This is a genomic window from Sphingomonas sp. Tas61C01, from assembly GCF_052567495.1.
Genome location: NZ_CP199583.1, coordinates 1,776,442 through 1,791,523, shown reverse-complemented (window position 1 = coordinate 1,791,523; position 15,082 = coordinate 1,776,442). Strand labels below are relative to the sequence as shown.

The window sequence follows — 15,082 nt, the reverse complement described above, 5'->3', positions numbered from 1 at the left end:
GACGCGCCGTGGGGATGTTGCAGCAGCTGCACCGTCACCGCGCCAGACCGAATGCGATGACCGACTGTCCGACTTCGAACAGGAACGTCCGGTTTCGGACAGGAGCGGCAGCGGTGCCGAACGACACATGGACCTGCGCCACCTGTACGCTGAGGTGCCAGTCGCGGGCCGGTGCCAGGGGTATATAGAGGGAGACGAGCCAGCAGCCGAGCAGCAGCATGAGCGGCAACGGGGTACGGCTGATCGGGGGGCGCTCCATTTCGGTCCTCGTGGCATGGCGGGTCATGCGAACTGCACTGCATCGAGCGTGCCAGTTGCCGGATTGCGGGAGCGTCCGCCATTCGCGGCCGTTGGCACGATAATTGTTTGTCCGGTTCCGCACGCTGGCTGTACGGATTCGATCAGATGACCAAGGACGCGGAATTCAAACTGGCGGTCGTTGTTGATGACGACGAGGATATCCTGGTGGCTGCGCGGTTGCTGCTGCGTGGTCTGTTCCGGGAGGTCGTCACGCTGTCGCGCCCCGACGACGCGGTGGCGCTGCTTGCGCAGCGGCAGCCGGACGTGTTGTTGCTCGACGCCAACTTCGCACGGGGGGCGACCGATGCGGCGGAGGGACTAGGGCTGCTCGCGCGGCTGCTGGCGGCCGATCCGCAGCTGATCGTCGTGATGATCACCGCACATGCCGGGGTGAACGTCGCGGTCGAGGCGATGAAGCGCGGCGCGACGGATTTCGTGTCGAAGCCGTGGAGCAACGAACGCCTGATCAGCACGATGCGGACGGCGGCGGCGCTGAGCGGGTCGCGGCGAACCGTGGCGCCGCCGCGCGGCAGCGCTGCCGTCAATGCACAAGCCAGCGGCGAAACGCCGCTGATCGGCAGCGCCCCATCGATGGCGCGCGTCCATTCGCTGATCGCGCGGGCGGGGCCGACCGATGCGAACGTGCTGGTGCTGGGCGACAACGGAACGGGCAAGGAGCTGGTCGCGCGCGACCTGCACCGCCATTCGCTGCGCGCCGGCAAGCCGATGATCACAGTCGACCTGGGCGCGATCTCGACCGAGCTGATCGATTCCGAGCTGTTCGGCCATATGAAGGGCGCGTTCACCGATGCGCGCGCCGACCGGATCGGCCGCATACAGGCGGCGGACGGCGGCACGCTGTTCCTCGACGAGATCGGCAACCTGCCGCTCGCGCTGCAACCCAAGCTGCTCACCGTATTGGAGCAGCGGGTGGTGACTCCGGTCGGCGCCAACCGCGCGGTGGCGGTCAACATCCGGGTCATTGCCGCGACCAACATGACGCCCGAGATGCTGCGCGATCCGCGCCACTTCCGGCAGGATCTGCTGTTCCGGCTCAACACCGTCGAAATCGACTTGCCGACGCTGCGCGAGCGGCGCGGCGACATCCCCTCGCTGATCGATCATTACCTCGCCCTTTACGCCTCCCGCTACAAACGCGAGGTGCCGGCGCTGACCGCTGGGGCGCTCGATGCGCTGGTGGCGCACGATTGGCCGGGCAACGTACGCGCGTTGCGGCATGCCATCGAGCGGGCGGTGATCCTGAGCAGCGATCAGCCGCTCACCCCAGCGGATTTCGCGCTGGCGCCCGCGACGCGGCACATCGCATCTGAAGCGGTGGTCTCGGGACGGACCGAGGATCTGAACCTCGATCGGGTCGAACGGCGGCTGGTGGAGGAGGCCCTGCGCAAGCACGCGTACAACATCTCGGCGGCCGCGGGCGAGCTCGGCCTGTCGCGCGCCGCGCTGTACCGCCGGATGGAGAAGCATGGGCTCTGATCGAGGCTTCGCCCGGGCACTGGCGGGCTGGGTCGGCGGACTGGCAGCGGCGCTGGTCGCGTTGACGCTCGCGGCGAGCACGGGTCGGATGGCGGCGGCAACCTTGCTAGCGTTGCTGGCAAGCGTCGGCATGGTGGTCGGGCTGGTCCGCCATGTCGGACGTACCAACCTGATGCTCGCGCGTTTCGTGGAAGGGCTGCGCCATGAGGATTTCGTCATGCGCTTCGATGCGCGGGGCGGCTCCGGCTTCGCGGCCTTGGCCGAGGCGCTGAGTGCCGCGATGCGCGATCTCCAGCTCGAACGCGGGAAGATGACCGAGGAACTTCGCTTTTGCGAGGCGCTGATCGACGACCTGCCAGTCGCGCTGCTGACGGTTGACGCGCGGGATTGCGTCACACCTGCGAACAAGGCGGCACGGCTGCTGTTCAACCGCCACGACGGGGTGAGGGTCGGTGACTACGCGGTCTATGGCGATGGGCTGCTCGCCTGCCTGTCGCGCGCGGGCGCGTCTACGCAGGCCGTCGTGCCGCTGCACCTTGCGGGTGGGACGCAGCGCGCGATCGTGCGCGCGGGTGTGGTGGCGCGGCTCGGGGTGCCGGTGCGGGTGCTCGCGATCGAGCCGGTGCAGGGAGCGCTCGATGCGGCGGAGCTGACCACGCAGACCGATCTGGTACGGGTGCTGACCCACGAGATCCTCAATTCGCTGACCCCCGTTACATCACTGGCGGGCACGACCGCGGTGTTGCTGGGCGAGGAGGATCCCGACCTCGACGATGCAAGGCTCGCGGTGGTGACGCTGGCGCGCCGGGCCGAGGGGATGCGGAGGTTCATCGACAGCTATCGTATGGTCGCGCGTCTCCCCGAGCCGCGCCCGAGAAGCTTCGCCGGAGCACCGTTCGCCGCCGAGCTCGAGCGGCTATTCCGTGTCGAGTGGATCGAACATGCGTTAGAAGTGGCGGTGGACGCCGGCCTGATGGTGATCGCCGACCCGGACCTGTTAGCGCAGATGCTGATCAACCTGCTGCGCAACGCCGCGCAGGCGACGCTGGACGTCCAGAACCCGCGGGTGCGCCTGTCGATGCGCGATCATCCGATCGACGGACTGGTGATCGCTGTCGAGGACAATGGCCCGGGGGTTCCTGCCGCCGTGCGGCACGACGTGTTCCTGCCGTTCTTCACGACCCGATCCGGCGGCACCGGCATCGGCCTCAACATTGCGCGCCAGATCGCGGTGGCGCATGGCTGGCGAATCGAGGTCGGGGACAGCGACCTGCGCGGTGCGGCGATACGGCTGTTCCTCGGGCCGTTTTCTGCTGGCAGCGTCACACTTCCCGAAGCTCTTTGAACCGAACTTGTAGAGCTAATTGAGTGGCTCGGGCGCCGACGCTCTCGAGCTACTACTCGAACCAATGCACCAATGGCGGCTTCAAAAGTGGGCGGAAGGCGCCGCGAATGACTACTTCCACGTCTGCCTCGACGCCGAGAGCAGGTCGGGCTAGCCTCAGCCTCATGCTCGCAACCGTCTGCCGCTCCGCTGACCTTACCTTCGACAATCATGGAGCCGAGCTGTTCGCGCAAGCTCTCGACGAAGCTGCGTGCGGTCGCCTCGAGGCTGCCTTGGCCGCGCTGCCGAAGAGCAGACCGGGTGTGCGAATCCGGGAAGGGAGGCAGTTGCAGCCCTTCCTCAATCACGCGGGACCGATCGGCGCAATCGCAGTGTCCGTACTCGGAGACCGGGCTCGCCCCGTACGTGCGATCCTGTTCGATAAAAACGCGGAGCGGAACTGGGCTCTCGGGTGGCACCAAGACCGTACGATCGTGGTCAAGGAGCGAATAGACGCGGGCGGGTACGGGCCGTGGACGGTCAAGTCCGGGCTGATCCAGGTGGAACCGCCTTTCGAGATCCTCGAGGGCATGGTGACGCTGCGCGTCCATTTGGATGCTGTTGACGAGCGCAACGCGCCCCTGCGCATCGTGCCCGGCTCGCACAGGCTCGGCCGCCTGCCCGAGGCCGAGATCGAGCGCGTGGTGGCGACGTTCGGCCAGCGGCTATGTCTCGCCGAGCGCGGCGACGTTTGGCTGTACGCGACGTCGATCATCCACGCCTCGCTTGCCGCCGATCCACCGCGGCGGCGCCGCGTCCTCCAGGTCGATTTCTCGGCCGATGCGACGCCAGGTCCACTCACCTGGCGCGGTGTGTAGGGCCAGAATTGAGGCGCCCCCGCATTCAGACGGTGCTGTTCGTTTGCAGCCAGAACAGGCTACGCAGCCCCACCGCTGAGCAGGTGTTCTCGCGCCGGAAGCACTTGGAGGTGGACTCTGCCGGGACCAACCACGACGCCGACAACCCGCTCACAGCCGAGCTGGTTGCGTGGGCCGACGTGATCTTCGTCATGCAAAAGGCGCACCGCAATAAGCTGCAGCGGCGCTTCCGGGCGGCTCTCGGGGGCAGGCGCGTGATCTGCCTAGACATACCGGACGACTACGACTTCATGGAGCCCGAACTGATCCGGCTACTGGAGATCAAGGTAAGCCGCCACCTGCCTGCGATCGAAACGTCACAATGATCTGAGTGCCCGTTTTTGTCTCCATCGTGGCGCCAATATTGCATCCGGGCTCCTTAGAACGTCACCCATCGATCAGCGCGGTGCGATCGGCCGTTTCGGCAGGCCGATCGGCTGGAGCGCCTGGGTGTCGGCGCCGAGCACCTTGGGGCGCAGCGCGAGGCTGGCGGTGAGGAAGGGCTTTTCCAGCTCGGCGAACCGGACCGGGGTCATGCCGAGGACGCGGCGGGCTTCGCGGATGAAGTGCGACTGGTCGAAATAGTTTTCGGCGATGGCATGCGAGGCGGGGGCGGCGGCGTCGCGGCTGACGGGAATGATCGATCGCAGGAACCGCGTCCGGCGCAGCAGCATGCGCGGCGAGAAGCCGAAATGGCGATAGGCGAGGCGACGGAGGCGGCTCTCGTCGATCGTCATCGCCCCGGCGATGTCGCGGACATGGACGACGTCCGCGTCGACGATCAGCCGCGCCAGCGTCGCGATCAGCGCCTCGTCGCGGTGCGGCATCGTCAGCCGCGGGAGCAGGAAGGCGTCGAGCAGCGGCGCGACGGGCTGGTCGACGTCGTGCCCTTGCAGCAGCCGGCAGAGCGCGTCGGCATCCTCGGCGGGCCACATCTCCTGCAGTGGGACGATCGTGTCGGCAACGTCGTCCGCCGATTGCCGGAACAGCCGCGACCAGCCGAGCGCGCTGACGCCGATGCCGACCATGAAGCCGCCGCGGGTACGGGCGTGGATCGCCTGGCTGGTCGGCCCGAACAGTGCCGCCTGGGGCAGCGGATCAAAGCGCCGCTCCCCGATCGTGACCGCGATCGGCTTGTTGTACCAGGAGATCCTGATGTTCGCGGTGCCCGGCAGGAACCAGTCGGACCGCGCCTGTCCGCGGGGTGCGCGGTAGAAATGATAGCCGGTGATCATGTCGCGGATCGTCTCCGCCGGCCGCTCATAGCGCGCGACGCCGCCGCCCGGCAGGCTCTGCTCGGCCAAGCGCATGGAGGCATGTTCGTTCGTCGACAATCCGGAACCTCGATGCGAGCCGGTGGTCACTTAGACGCGAATGCCGGTTGCGCATAGGCTGGCGGTGGGGGGGCTGACATCGTCGCTGTGCTCGCGGTCGCGCAACGATCGGTGCCCGATGAAGAAAAGATCGGGCCGGCGCGACGGCCGGCCCGACAGGGGGGTGGACTTAATAGGTGAGGCGGACGCTCAGCTGGAACTGACGGTCGCTCTTGAAGTAGGTGCGCGGCGCGGTGAGGCCGTCGCTGTTAAGCAGGAACCGGGTCTTCGTCGTCGTATCGAGCAGGTTGTTGGCTTGGATACCGATCTTGAAGTTCTGGTTGACCGTATAGAACAGCGACGCGTCGGTCTGCCCGGTGGGGTCGCTGTAGACCGGCAGGTACGGGAAGATCGAATCGCGGTTGTTGAGCAGGTATTTGGAGCGCCAGCTGTACGCGATCCGGGCGTAGATGCCGTATTTGTCGTAGAAGGCCGACAAGTTGAAATTGTGCTTGGACAGCTGCGCCAGCGGCAGGTTGTCGTAGAGCCCGGTAATGTCGATCGGCGGCTGGTTGCCGTCGCCTTCGTTCGCGGTCGGATCGGCCGAGGCGCGGAAGGCGGGCGGGGTCGCGCGGACGTTGCCCGCGTCGATGAAGGTGTAGGTCGCCTGCATGCCGAGACCCGACAGGGGACCGGGCAGGAACTCGTAGGTCTGCTGGTAGGAGAATTCCGCGCCCTTCACGTTGGTCGAGCCGCTGGCATTGGCCGGCCCGGTTAGCGCGAGTGCATAGGACGAACCGTTGTTGGCGAAGTCGCGTACGAAGCCGCTATTGTCGACGATGACATTGGTGAGGTGCTTGTAGAACAACGTGCCGGTGAGTTGGCCGACCTTGGCGAAATACCATTCAGCGGTGGCGTCGAGCTGGTCCGCCTTGATCGGACGCAGATAGGGGTTGGTCGCACGCGCCTCGAAGACGCCGTTGGCGCCGTTGAAGCCCAGCGATACGAAGTTGCGCAGGTCGCCGAAATTCGGGCGGGTGATCGCCTTCGACGCCGCGAAGCGGGCGAGGACGGTCGGGGTGATGTTCAGCCTGACGTTGAAGCTCGGCAGCCAGTTGCCGAACTTGCTATCGGCATCGTTGGGGATCGATGCGCCGTTGGCGAAGGCCAGCGCGGACGCCTGCTGCGCGGCCGAGACGCCAGGGCGGCAAAGCGCGGGGATCTGCGATCCGGTCGGCACCGTGCCGTCGTTGCGCGGCCGGGTCTGCTGATCGCAATAGGCCGCGAAGTTGGCGAACCCGCTCGGCAGCACCTGGGTCGGCTGCGGGAAGTTGGTGGCGCCGGTCGAGACGTCGCGGGTACGGATGTAGCGGATGCCGATATTGCCGGCGAGGCTCATGCCGTTGCCGAAATTGTGGCCGAAATCGGCGCGAGCATACCCGGCCAGCGTCTCTTCCGAATTCTTGTAGATCTCGTTGGCGAAGAAATAGCCGTCGATCAGATTCGGGTTCTGGGTGGTTTGCCCGTTGACGACGGCGCCGCCGCGATCCTCGAGCGGCGTGTAGTTGAAGCCGTTGAGCGGATCGCGGACGCCGCGCAGCAGCGCCGACAACGCCTCGTGATCCTTGATCACCGCGTCGGTCAGATACAGCCCGGTGGGCGGCGACGCGCCGCCGCGGAAGAAGTCGCCGAAATTATAGGGCTGGGCGGCTCCCGGCGTCGCGCCGACGAACGACGGACCCTCGTCGGTCCAGGTCGCCGACAGCGATCCCCAATTGTTGTAGTCGTTGGTGCGCACGGTCTGCGACCGCTTCGCCCAACGCCCGCCGGCACGGACCGAGCGTAGGAAGCTGTCGTCCGCGAAATCATACTGGATGTCGCCGCGGAAGGCATATTCATCGCCGTCGTTGATCGCGCGGTTGTTGTACGAATCGTTGTAGAAGACGTTGTTCGGCTGGGCGAAGTAGTTCTGCGGATCGAAGCCCGGGGTCTCGAACGAGATCCTGGGCATGTCGCCGCTGATATCGAGCGAGACGTCGGAGAAGGTGTTGGTGTCGACGATGTCGTCGGTGCTGCGCGAGCTCGACTTCACATACTGCCCGTCGAAGTTCAGGTGTAGATTGTCGGTCGGCGCGAACTTCAGGTTGAGCGCGAAGTCCTGAGTCTTGGTTTTGCCGTCGTTGAAGCGGTTGGTCAGTACGGTGTTGAGGCCACCCGGATTCACGAACTGCGGGTAATCGCAATAGGTCGACGTGTAGGGGAAGCCGTCGTTCGGGATGACGCAGGCCTGCGACGCGGGCACGTTGTGCGCCTGGCGATTGTTGCGGCGGATGATCGTGCCGCTGCTGAACACGCCGTTCTTGTCGAAATTGTAGTTCGCGTTCGGATTGTAGGGGTATCCGGCCTGGTTGATGAAGCCCGCCGGGAAGGTGTTGCCGATGTCGTTGTAGTAGACCGACGACTCGAGCGAGCGATCGGTCCACGCGGTTTCCGACTGGGCCCGCAGATATTGCGCGGTCACCAGCAGCCGCTGATCGGACGATTCGAACTGCGCCGACGCGGTGACGCTGCTGCGCTTGGTATCGAAATACTGCTGCCGGACGCCGGCGCCGCTCGGCGTGTAGACGGTGTTGAAGCCGCTCGGAGTCGGGAAGCTGTCGCAGACGCGCAGCTGGTAAGGCTGACCGGCGTTGATCAGGCGGCCTTCGTTCGGGTTGTTGCCGTCGCAGGTGACGCCGTCATATTGCGACCCCTGATAGTCGCCGTTGACCGCATAGCCGTCGACCCCGTCGTCCGGCGCGTTGAAGCGCGGCAGAAAACCCGAGGAAAAAATCGAATCGGCACGGCTATATTGCTGGAAATAGCTGCCGCCGACGAGGAGCCCGAAACGGCTGCCGCCGCTCGTGTCCCACTGCTTGCTGAACAGGCCGGCGATCTGCGGGGCCGATTGGCGCGCGAAGTCCCCATAGCTGACGCCGCCCGACAGATAGAGCAGGGTCTTCTTGGAATCGAACGGCTTGCGCGTGTTGATGCTGACGGTGCCCGAAATGCCGCCTTCGATCATGTCGGCGGTGAGGTTCTTGAAAACCTCGACCGAGCCGGCGAGCTCGGCGGGAACGTCGTTATAGCCGATCTCGCGACCCGAGCTGACCGCGAAGGCGTCGCGGCCGTTGAATTCGCCGCGCGAATAGGTGAGGCCGCGGATCTGGACGCTGGAGCCCTCGACCGAGAAATGCTGCGCGTCGGAGGCGGAGGCGAAGCGGGTGATCGCGACGCCGGGCACGCGCTGGAGCGCTTCGTTGATCGAGCGATCGGGCAGCGCGCCGATGTCCTCGGCGCTGATCGCGTCCACCACGGTGTCGGCGTTGCGCTTGATCGACTGCGCGTTGGCGAGCGACTGGCGGATCCCGGTGATGACGATGTCCGTGCCACCGTCGGCGGCGGGGGTGTCGATGTCGCTGGCGGTGACGGGCGACTGATCGGTCTGGGTCTGCGCCGGGATCTCGGTGGCGCCGGATACTGACGGTTTGATAGCGCCAGCGCCCGCGGACTGGCCATCGGCAACCTGCGCCACCGCGGGTTGCGCAGCGAGGGTGAGGGCGATCACGGATGCGGTCAGCGTGAGATTGTGCATCGTCGGGCGACGCGCGGCTATCGGTGCAACTCGTTGCATTTTTGTACTCCCCGTCCTGAAGAGCTCTCCCGTTTCCGGAGAGTCTCGATGTTGATGCACATGCATATCGACGCCCCGTGCGACGCTCAAGCGAAATATGACAAGTTGCTTTATTTAAATCAGTGAAGAAGAAGCGTGGCATTGCAGTGGTATTGCCGAATGCCGTGATCGGCGGATCAGGCTTGCCGCGGCCCGCTGTCCCGGCCCATTCCGGTCGCCGTGACGATCGACGGAGGCGCTTCGTGAACCAATTGCCCGTGCGCCATGTCGTGATCGTCGGTGGCGGCACCGCCGGGTGGATGATGGGCGCGGCGGCGGCGCGGTTCCTGCTCGACGGGGAACGCTCGATCACCTTGGTGGAATCGGACGAGATCGGCACGATCGGCGTCGGGGAGGCGACGATACCGCCGGTGCTCGGCTTTAATCGGATGCTGGGGATCGACGAGGACGAATTCATCCGCGCGACCAACGGCACCTACAAACTCGGCATCGAATTCGTCGGCTGGCGGACCGGCGCTGACCGCTATTTCCACCCGTTCGGTACGCATGGCCGATCGATCGAGGGGCTGAACTTCCACCAGATCTGGCTGAAGCTGCAGGCGCGTGGCGGCGTCGGCGATCTCGGCGGCTATTCGCCGTCGACGGTAGCGGCGGCGCTCGGCCGGTTCGCGCGGCCGAGCGGCGATCCGGCGTCGTCGCTCTCCGGTCTTTCCTATGCCTATCATTTCGATGCCGGACTCTACGCAGCCTTCTTGCGGCGACGGGCGGAAGCGAGCGGGGTGGAGCGCGTCGAGGGACGCGTCGTCGGGGTCGATCGCGATGCCGGCACCGGGCATGTCGCGCGGCTGCGACTGGAGGATGGTCGGCAGGTCGAGGGCGACCTGTTCGTCGATTGCTCGGGGTTTCGCAGCCTGCTGCTCGGCGAGACGATGCAGGTGCCGTTCGAAAGCTATGCTAAATGGCTGCGGTGCGACCGCGCAATCGCGGTGCCGAGCGCGCGCGCCGCGTCGCTGCCGCCGTTCACCCGCTCGACCGCGCATCGCGCAGGCTGGCAATGGCGTATTCCGCTGCAGCACCGCACCGGCAACGGCATCGTCTATGCCAGCGACTATTTCGACGACGACGAGGCGGAACGGCTGCTGCTCGGGCGGCTGGAGGAGTCGCCGATCGCCGCGCCGCGGCGGCTGTCGTTCGCGGCGGGGCGGCGCGCGCGGTTGTGGGAGGGCAACGTCGTCGCGCTCGGGCTGGCCGGCGGCTTCCTGGAGCCGCTCGAATCGACCAGCATCCACCTGATCCAGGAGGGGATCTCTAAGCTGTTCGCGCTGTTCCCCGATCGCCGCTTCAGCGCGGTCGAGCGGGACCAGTACAACAGCCTGATGGGCGATGCCTACGAATCGATCCGCGACTTCATCATCCTCCATTACCACGCGACCGAGCGGAGCGATTCGCCATTCTGGAGCGACATGGCGTCGATGGCGGTGCCGGACACGCTGGCCGCGAAGATCGCGCTGTTCCGCGAGAAGGGCCGGATCTTCCGCTACGACGACGAACTCTTCTCGATCCCGAGCTGGGTCGCAGTGATGCTGGGGCAGGGCATCGTGCCTCAGGGCTATGATCCGGTGGTCGATGCGCTCGACGAGGATCGGCTCGCCACCGCGCTCCCGCACCTGCGCGAGGCGGTGAGGCGCGCGGTCGTGGGGCTGCCCGCGCATGCCGACATCTTCCCGCCACCCACCGCAGCATAACGTCGCCGGCCGTTACGATGCAGGAACGGAGCCGTGGCGCGCGGCGTTGGCGGCGGGCAGGAGGATGAGCATGACGGCGAGTGCGCGATTGACGCTGTTGACCCGGATCGGGTTCGCGACGCGGGGGCTGTTGTACATCGTCATCGCGCTGCTGGTCATCCGGACGGGTCGAGCGGAGGATACTAGCGGCGCTCTGCGGCGGGCAAATACTGCTCGGCATCATGGCCGCGGGATTGGTCGCCTATGGCCTGTGGCGGCTGGCGGATGCTGGGTTCGACGTCGAGCATCACGGCACCGACCGCAAGGGCGCGCTGGAGCGCGCCGGGGCGGGGATCAGCGGGCTGGTCCACCTGGTGCTCGCCTGGCAGGCGATCCAGCTGATGCGCGGCACCGCGTCGGCAAGCGACGGGACACGCGACGGCGCGGCGGCCGCGCTGAAGCTGCCGGGCGGGCAGGCGATCCTGATCGCCGCGGGTGCGGTGCTGCTCGCGGTCGGCGCGGTGCAGCTGGTGAAGGCGGCGAAGGGCAGCTTCCTGCGTTATCTCGAGCCGCGGATCGCGGACCGGCCCTGGGCGCAATGGAGCGGGCGTGCGGGCTATGCGGCGCGGGGCGTGGTGTTCCTGATCAGCAGCGTGTTCGTGCTGCGCGCGGGGCTGGAGGAGCGCGCGAGCGAAGCCGGCGGCACCGCGGCGGCGCTGTCGTGGCTGACCAGCCCGGTCGACATCATCATCGCGGTGGGGCTGTTCGCGTTCGGGCTGTTCAGCCTGATCGAGGCGCGGTTCCGCCAGCTCCACGACGTGCCGATCGACCGCATCGCCGGTGCGGTCGGCGGCCGCTAGGCCCAGCGGCGGGATCTTGTCGATCGCGACGCTTCCCCAGTGGCAGCACGTAGCGCTCTATGCGGTAGGTGCGGCGATCGTGCTGACGCTGGTGTTTCGCATTCCCTATGTCGGGCGGCTGCTGCGCGCGCTGTTCTCGCTCGCGATATTGGCGGCGTGCCTGTTCATGCTGTTCCAGCAGGCGCCGTTCGATCCGCGGATCGCGCGGTTCACCGAGCGGCTCGGGCTCGACAGCCAGAGCGTCGCCGGCAGCGAGGTGCGGATCCGGCTATCCCCCGACGGGCATTTCTGGGCGCGCGCGACGATCGACGGGGTCGAGCGGCGGATGCTGATCGACAGCGGTGCGACGATCACCGCGCTGTCGGCACGAACCGCGCGGCGGGCAGGCATCGATGCCGGGCAGAGCCTGGTGCCGGTGCTGATGCGCACCGCGAACGGGACCGTGCGCGCGGATACCGGGCGGATCCGGGTGCTGCGGCTCGGCGATATCGAGGCGCGCGACCTGCCGGTGGTGATCGCCCCGGCGCTGGGCGACGTCGACATATTGGGGATGAACTTCCTGACCCAGCTGGAATCCTGGCGGGTCGAGGGGCGTACGCTGATCCTGGTGCCGGGCGGCGAGAAGGCTGGGACACGCAAGCGGCAAAAATGATGCCCGGCCGCCGTCGCCGGGCATCAGTCGCCCGTCGCCGGGCTTGGGTCGCACCGAACAACAAGCATCACGGCAAGCGATTCGCATCCATCATCTTATGTATGCGAGCTATCGGTGCCGTGACTCGCGCGGCGGTGTGCGGCCCTGGCACACCGGTCGCGAAGCTATAGCTATGGCTATCGCCCGCGAGACATGGGAGCATCGCCGCCGACAGGGAGGGTCTGCGGGTGGCAAGCAAGACCGGGACGTCCGGCGGGATCGCGTTCGACGATCATATCGATTCGATCTACGAGGCGGCGATCGACGTCCGTCGATGGCCCGATGTGCTGGACGGCATCGCGCGCGAAGCCGGCGGGATGGGCGCGATGATCATGACCGCGTCGGCGGATCGGATGCGCTGGACCGCGTCCCCCGCGATCGAGCCGGTGGTCGAGGCGTTCTTCGCGGAAGGCTGGCACCTCACCGGCGGGCGGGTCGATCGGCTGATCGCGGATCATCATCCGGGCTTCTGCGTCGAGACCGACTATATCGCGGTCGAGGAACTCGCGCGGATGCCGGTGCAGCGCGATTTCCTGGCGCCGCGCGGGATGATCGGGGGTGCGGGATCGCTGTTCCAGGGACTGCCCGACGACGCCTGCATCCTCACGATCGAGGGATGCGGGACGCACGAGCGCGCGCGGGCGGCGGTGCCGTTCCTCGACGCGCTGCGGCCGCATCTCGGCCGCGCGCTGACGATCGCGGCGGCGGTGCAGGCGCGGATGGACGATGCGGTCCTCGACGCGCTGTCGCTCGCGGGCGTCGCGGCGGCGGTGATGACGCGCGACGGGCGGCACCATAGCTGCAACGTCGAGTTCGAGCAGGCGTTCGCCAACAACGCGACGATCGCGCCGATCACCCGCGCGATGCGGTTCCGGGACCTGCGGCTCCAGGCGGCGGTGGACGAGGTGCGATCGACCGGCCTGCTGCCGGGCGGGCGATCGGTGCCGCTCGACCTGCAATGGCGCGGCTATCCGGCGGCGGCGCACATGATCCCGCTGAACCGCGGCGCGCGCGACTTCTTCGGCAGCGACGGCGTGCTGATCGTGCTCGCCAGCGCGGGGAACGTCAGCATTCCCGGTGCCGACCTGTTGCGGCTCATGTTCGACCTGACCCCGGCGGAGGCGCGGCTGACCCGGTCGCTGCTCGAGGGGCTGACGATCTCCGACGCGGCGCGACGACACGGCGTCACCGCCGCCACCGCGCGGCGCCAGCTGGCAGCGGTGTTCGCCAAGACCGGGATCAACCGGCAAGGCGATCTGGTGCGCACGCTTACCGGGCTCGGCGCGGGGCCGAGTTCGTCGTAAGGGGAGCGCCCGAGCCGTCGACAAGCAGGAGCAGGACGATGCCGTTTTCACTCTATGATGCCGTGATCCCGTCCAATCTCCAGATCCTGGGCGCGGTGGACGCGTTGATCACCAAGGCGGAGGCGTTCTGCGCCGATCAGGGCAGGACCGCGGCCGACCTGATCGACGCACGGCTGGCGCCCGACATGCTGCCGTTCGGCTATCAGGTGAAATCGTGCGCGGCGCATTCGCTGGGCGGCGTCGAAGGCGTGCGCGCCGGATCCTTTTCACCCGACATGTCGGCCTGGCCGAGCGACTTCGACGGGCTGCATGCGCTGCTTCAGTCGGCGATCGCCAGCCTGGAGGCGCTCGACCGCGACGCGGTGGACGCGATGGCCGACAGCGACACGCAGTTCGCGTTCGGCGAGACCCGGATCCCGTTCACCGGCGCCAATTTCCTGCTGTCGTTCTCGCAGCCCAACTTCTATTTCCACGCGACGACCGCCTATGCGATCCTGCGCGCGCAGGGGGTGAAGCTCGGCAAGCGCGACTTCCTGGGCATGTTGCGCCTGAAGCGCTGACAGCTTCACGCGTCGGGAAAGAGCCGCCAGCCGTGAGGCCGGCGGCTCCCTCGCCGCCTGTCAGGGAGTCAGGCGTAGGTGATGAGGCTGTGGCGACGACGGTAGCGCGCCGTCGCGCCGATCATCCCGAAGCCGATCATCATCATCATCCAGGTACCCGGTTCGGGCACCGCCGCGATCGCGAGATTATCGACCTCGAATGAATTCCGGCTCGATGACCAGGTGACGCTGGTGAAGGTCTCACCCATTCCCGCCATGGCCGTGAACAGGCCATTGGTCGAATCGGCCGACTGGTTGCCGTCCGACGGGCTGATGAAATCGCTACCGGGGATCACCGTCTCGCCGCTGATGCTGGTCACAAATGTCAGCGTATTGTAGCTGTCGACCGAGCCCCAATCGAACTGGAAGGCGGTTACGCCCGGTCCGAAGGTGTAGGTGGCGAACCCGTCGCCGAGCACCGACAGGTACGAACTGCCGGGGAACGTCGAGCTCGCCGGCGGTGCGCCGTCGCCGTCCGCGGGCGGCGTCTTGATCTGGAAGCCGACACCGACAAGGCCGGCATCGCTCGTGAAGGTGTTGACGACATTGTATCCCGCGGTCGGTGCGCTGCCGCCCGGCGTGAAGGTGAAAGTAGCAGCCGCTGCCGGCGCTGCGAGCGCGCAAAGTGCGCCTACTATAGCCGCAGATGCTAAGGTGTTCGATCGTAACGACATAAAGCCTCCCTGTTCAGCGTTGGCGTGGGAGACCTCAGCCATGTGCGTGACCGATGTTCTGACGACTCGGATCTGCCCCACGACAACTTCGTACCATCGCGTAATCGCGTGCATGAACCCCCGAATGAGGGTGGCTATACTGGGGTGGCGGGCATCTGCGGCAAAGGCGATCGCGCGGGGTGTCATGGCGGCGTCCGGATGCCTAT

The 15,082-nt window shown here is 66.8% G+C and carries 14 protein-coding genes; 9 read left to right on the top strand and 5 right to left on the bottom strand.

The genetic code is table 11. The annotated features are described in order from the left end of the window. Positions 1–34 precede the first annotated feature (34 nt). Entirely contained in the window at positions 35–286 is a 252-nt protein-coding gene (locus tag ACT009_RS08410) for a hypothetical protein (RefSeq protein ID WP_445193884.1), read from the bottom strand. A gap of 119 nt (positions 287–405) precedes the next feature. Between ACT009_RS08410 and ACT009_RS08405 the strand changes: the two genes are divergently transcribed. The 4 genes from ACT009_RS08405 (at position 406) to ACT009_RS08390 (ending at position 4,364) form a co-directional block, all read left to right on the top strand. Continuing rightward, positions 406–1,797 (top strand): sigma-54-dependent transcriptional regulator, encoded by a 1,392-nt coding sequence (locus ACT009_RS08405; protein ID WP_445193883.1) that lies wholly within the window; start codon positions 406–408, stop codon positions 1,795–1,797. Further along, complete coding sequence (locus ACT009_RS08400; RefSeq protein ID WP_445193882.1) at positions 1,787–3,142, top strand: sensor histidine kinase; 1,356 nt, start codon at positions 1,787–1,789, stop codon at positions 3,140–3,142. The genes ACT009_RS08405 and ACT009_RS08400 overlap by 11 nt, the downstream gene beginning before the upstream one ends. A 164-nt stretch (positions 3,143–3,306) precedes the next feature. Continuing rightward, a complete protein-coding gene (locus ACT009_RS08395; RefSeq protein WP_445193881.1) occupies positions 3,307–3,999 on the top strand; it encodes a phytanoyl-CoA dioxygenase family protein in 693 nt (230 codons plus the stop codon). An 8-nt stretch (positions 4,000–4,007) separates the two neighbouring features. Further along, positions 4,008–4,364 carry a low molecular weight protein tyrosine phosphatase family protein gene (locus ACT009_RS08390; protein ID WP_445193880.1) on the top strand — a complete coding sequence of 119 codons (357 nt, stop codon included), beginning with the start codon at positions 4,008–4,010 and terminating at the stop codon, positions 4,362–4,364. Positions 4,365–4,436: 72 nt separating this feature from the next. On the opposite strand, the gene ACT009_RS08385 is transcribed toward ACT009_RS08390, so the two are convergent. Then, a complete protein-coding gene (locus tag ACT009_RS08385; protein ID WP_445193879.1) occupies positions 4,437–5,348 on the bottom strand; it encodes a helix-turn-helix domain-containing protein in 912 nt (303 codons plus the stop codon). A gap of 193 nt (positions 5,349–5,541) precedes the next feature. Further along, entirely contained in the window at positions 5,542–9,024 is a 3,483-nt protein-coding gene (locus tag ACT009_RS08380; protein WP_445193878.1) for a TonB-dependent receptor, read from the bottom strand. A 242-nt stretch (positions 9,025–9,266) separates the two neighbouring features. Here ACT009_RS08380 and ACT009_RS08375 point away from each other — a divergent pair, with 242 nt between their 5' ends. After that, entirely contained in the window at positions 9,267–10,769 is a 1,503-nt protein-coding gene (locus ACT009_RS08375) for a tryptophan halogenase family protein (RefSeq protein WP_445193877.1), read from the top strand. A 12-nt stretch (positions 10,770–10,781) separates the two neighbouring features. On the opposite strand, the gene ACT009_RS08370 is transcribed toward ACT009_RS08375, so the two are convergent. Next, positions 10,782–10,928, bottom strand: a complete 147-nt coding sequence (locus tag ACT009_RS08370; RefSeq protein WP_445193876.1) for a hypothetical protein — start codon at positions 10,926–10,928, stop codon at positions 10,782–10,784. Between the two features lie 62 nt (positions 10,929–10,990). Here ACT009_RS08370 and ACT009_RS08365 point away from each other — a divergent pair, with 62 nt between their 5' ends. The 4 genes from ACT009_RS08365 (at position 10,991) to ACT009_RS08350 (ending at position 14,163) form a co-directional block, all read left to right on the top strand. Then, positions 10,991–11,608 (top strand): DUF1206 domain-containing protein, encoded by a 618-nt coding sequence (locus ACT009_RS08365; RefSeq protein WP_445193875.1) that lies wholly within the window; start codon positions 10,991–10,993, stop codon positions 11,606–11,608. 16 nt (positions 11,609–11,624) lie between these two features. Beyond that, the gene (locus tag ACT009_RS08360; protein ID WP_445193874.1) at positions 11,625–12,260 is read left to right on the top strand and encodes a retropepsin-like aspartic protease family protein; all 636 of its coding nucleotides are present in this window, start codon (positions 11,625–11,627) and stop codon (positions 12,258–12,260) included. Positions 12,261–12,487: 227 nt separating this feature from the next. After that, positions 12,488–13,603, top strand: coding sequence for a helix-turn-helix transcriptional regulator (locus ACT009_RS08355; protein ID WP_445193873.1), 1,116 nt, complete (start codon positions 12,488–12,490; stop codon positions 13,601–13,603). A 38-nt stretch (positions 13,604–13,641) separates the two neighbouring features. Then, on the top strand, positions 13,642–14,163 hold the full coding sequence (locus ACT009_RS08350; RefSeq protein ID WP_445193872.1) for a DUF1993 domain-containing protein: 522 nt from the start codon (positions 13,642–13,644) through the stop codon (positions 14,161–14,163). 68 nt (positions 14,164–14,231) lie between these two features. Here the strand turns inward: ACT009_RS08350 and ACT009_RS08345 are convergent, their stop codons facing one another. Further along, positions 14,232–14,918, bottom strand: coding sequence for an Npun_F0296 family exosortase-dependent surface protein (locus ACT009_RS08345; protein WP_445193871.1), 687 nt, complete (start codon positions 14,916–14,918; stop codon positions 14,232–14,234). Positions 14,919–15,082: the final 164 nt, after the last annotated feature.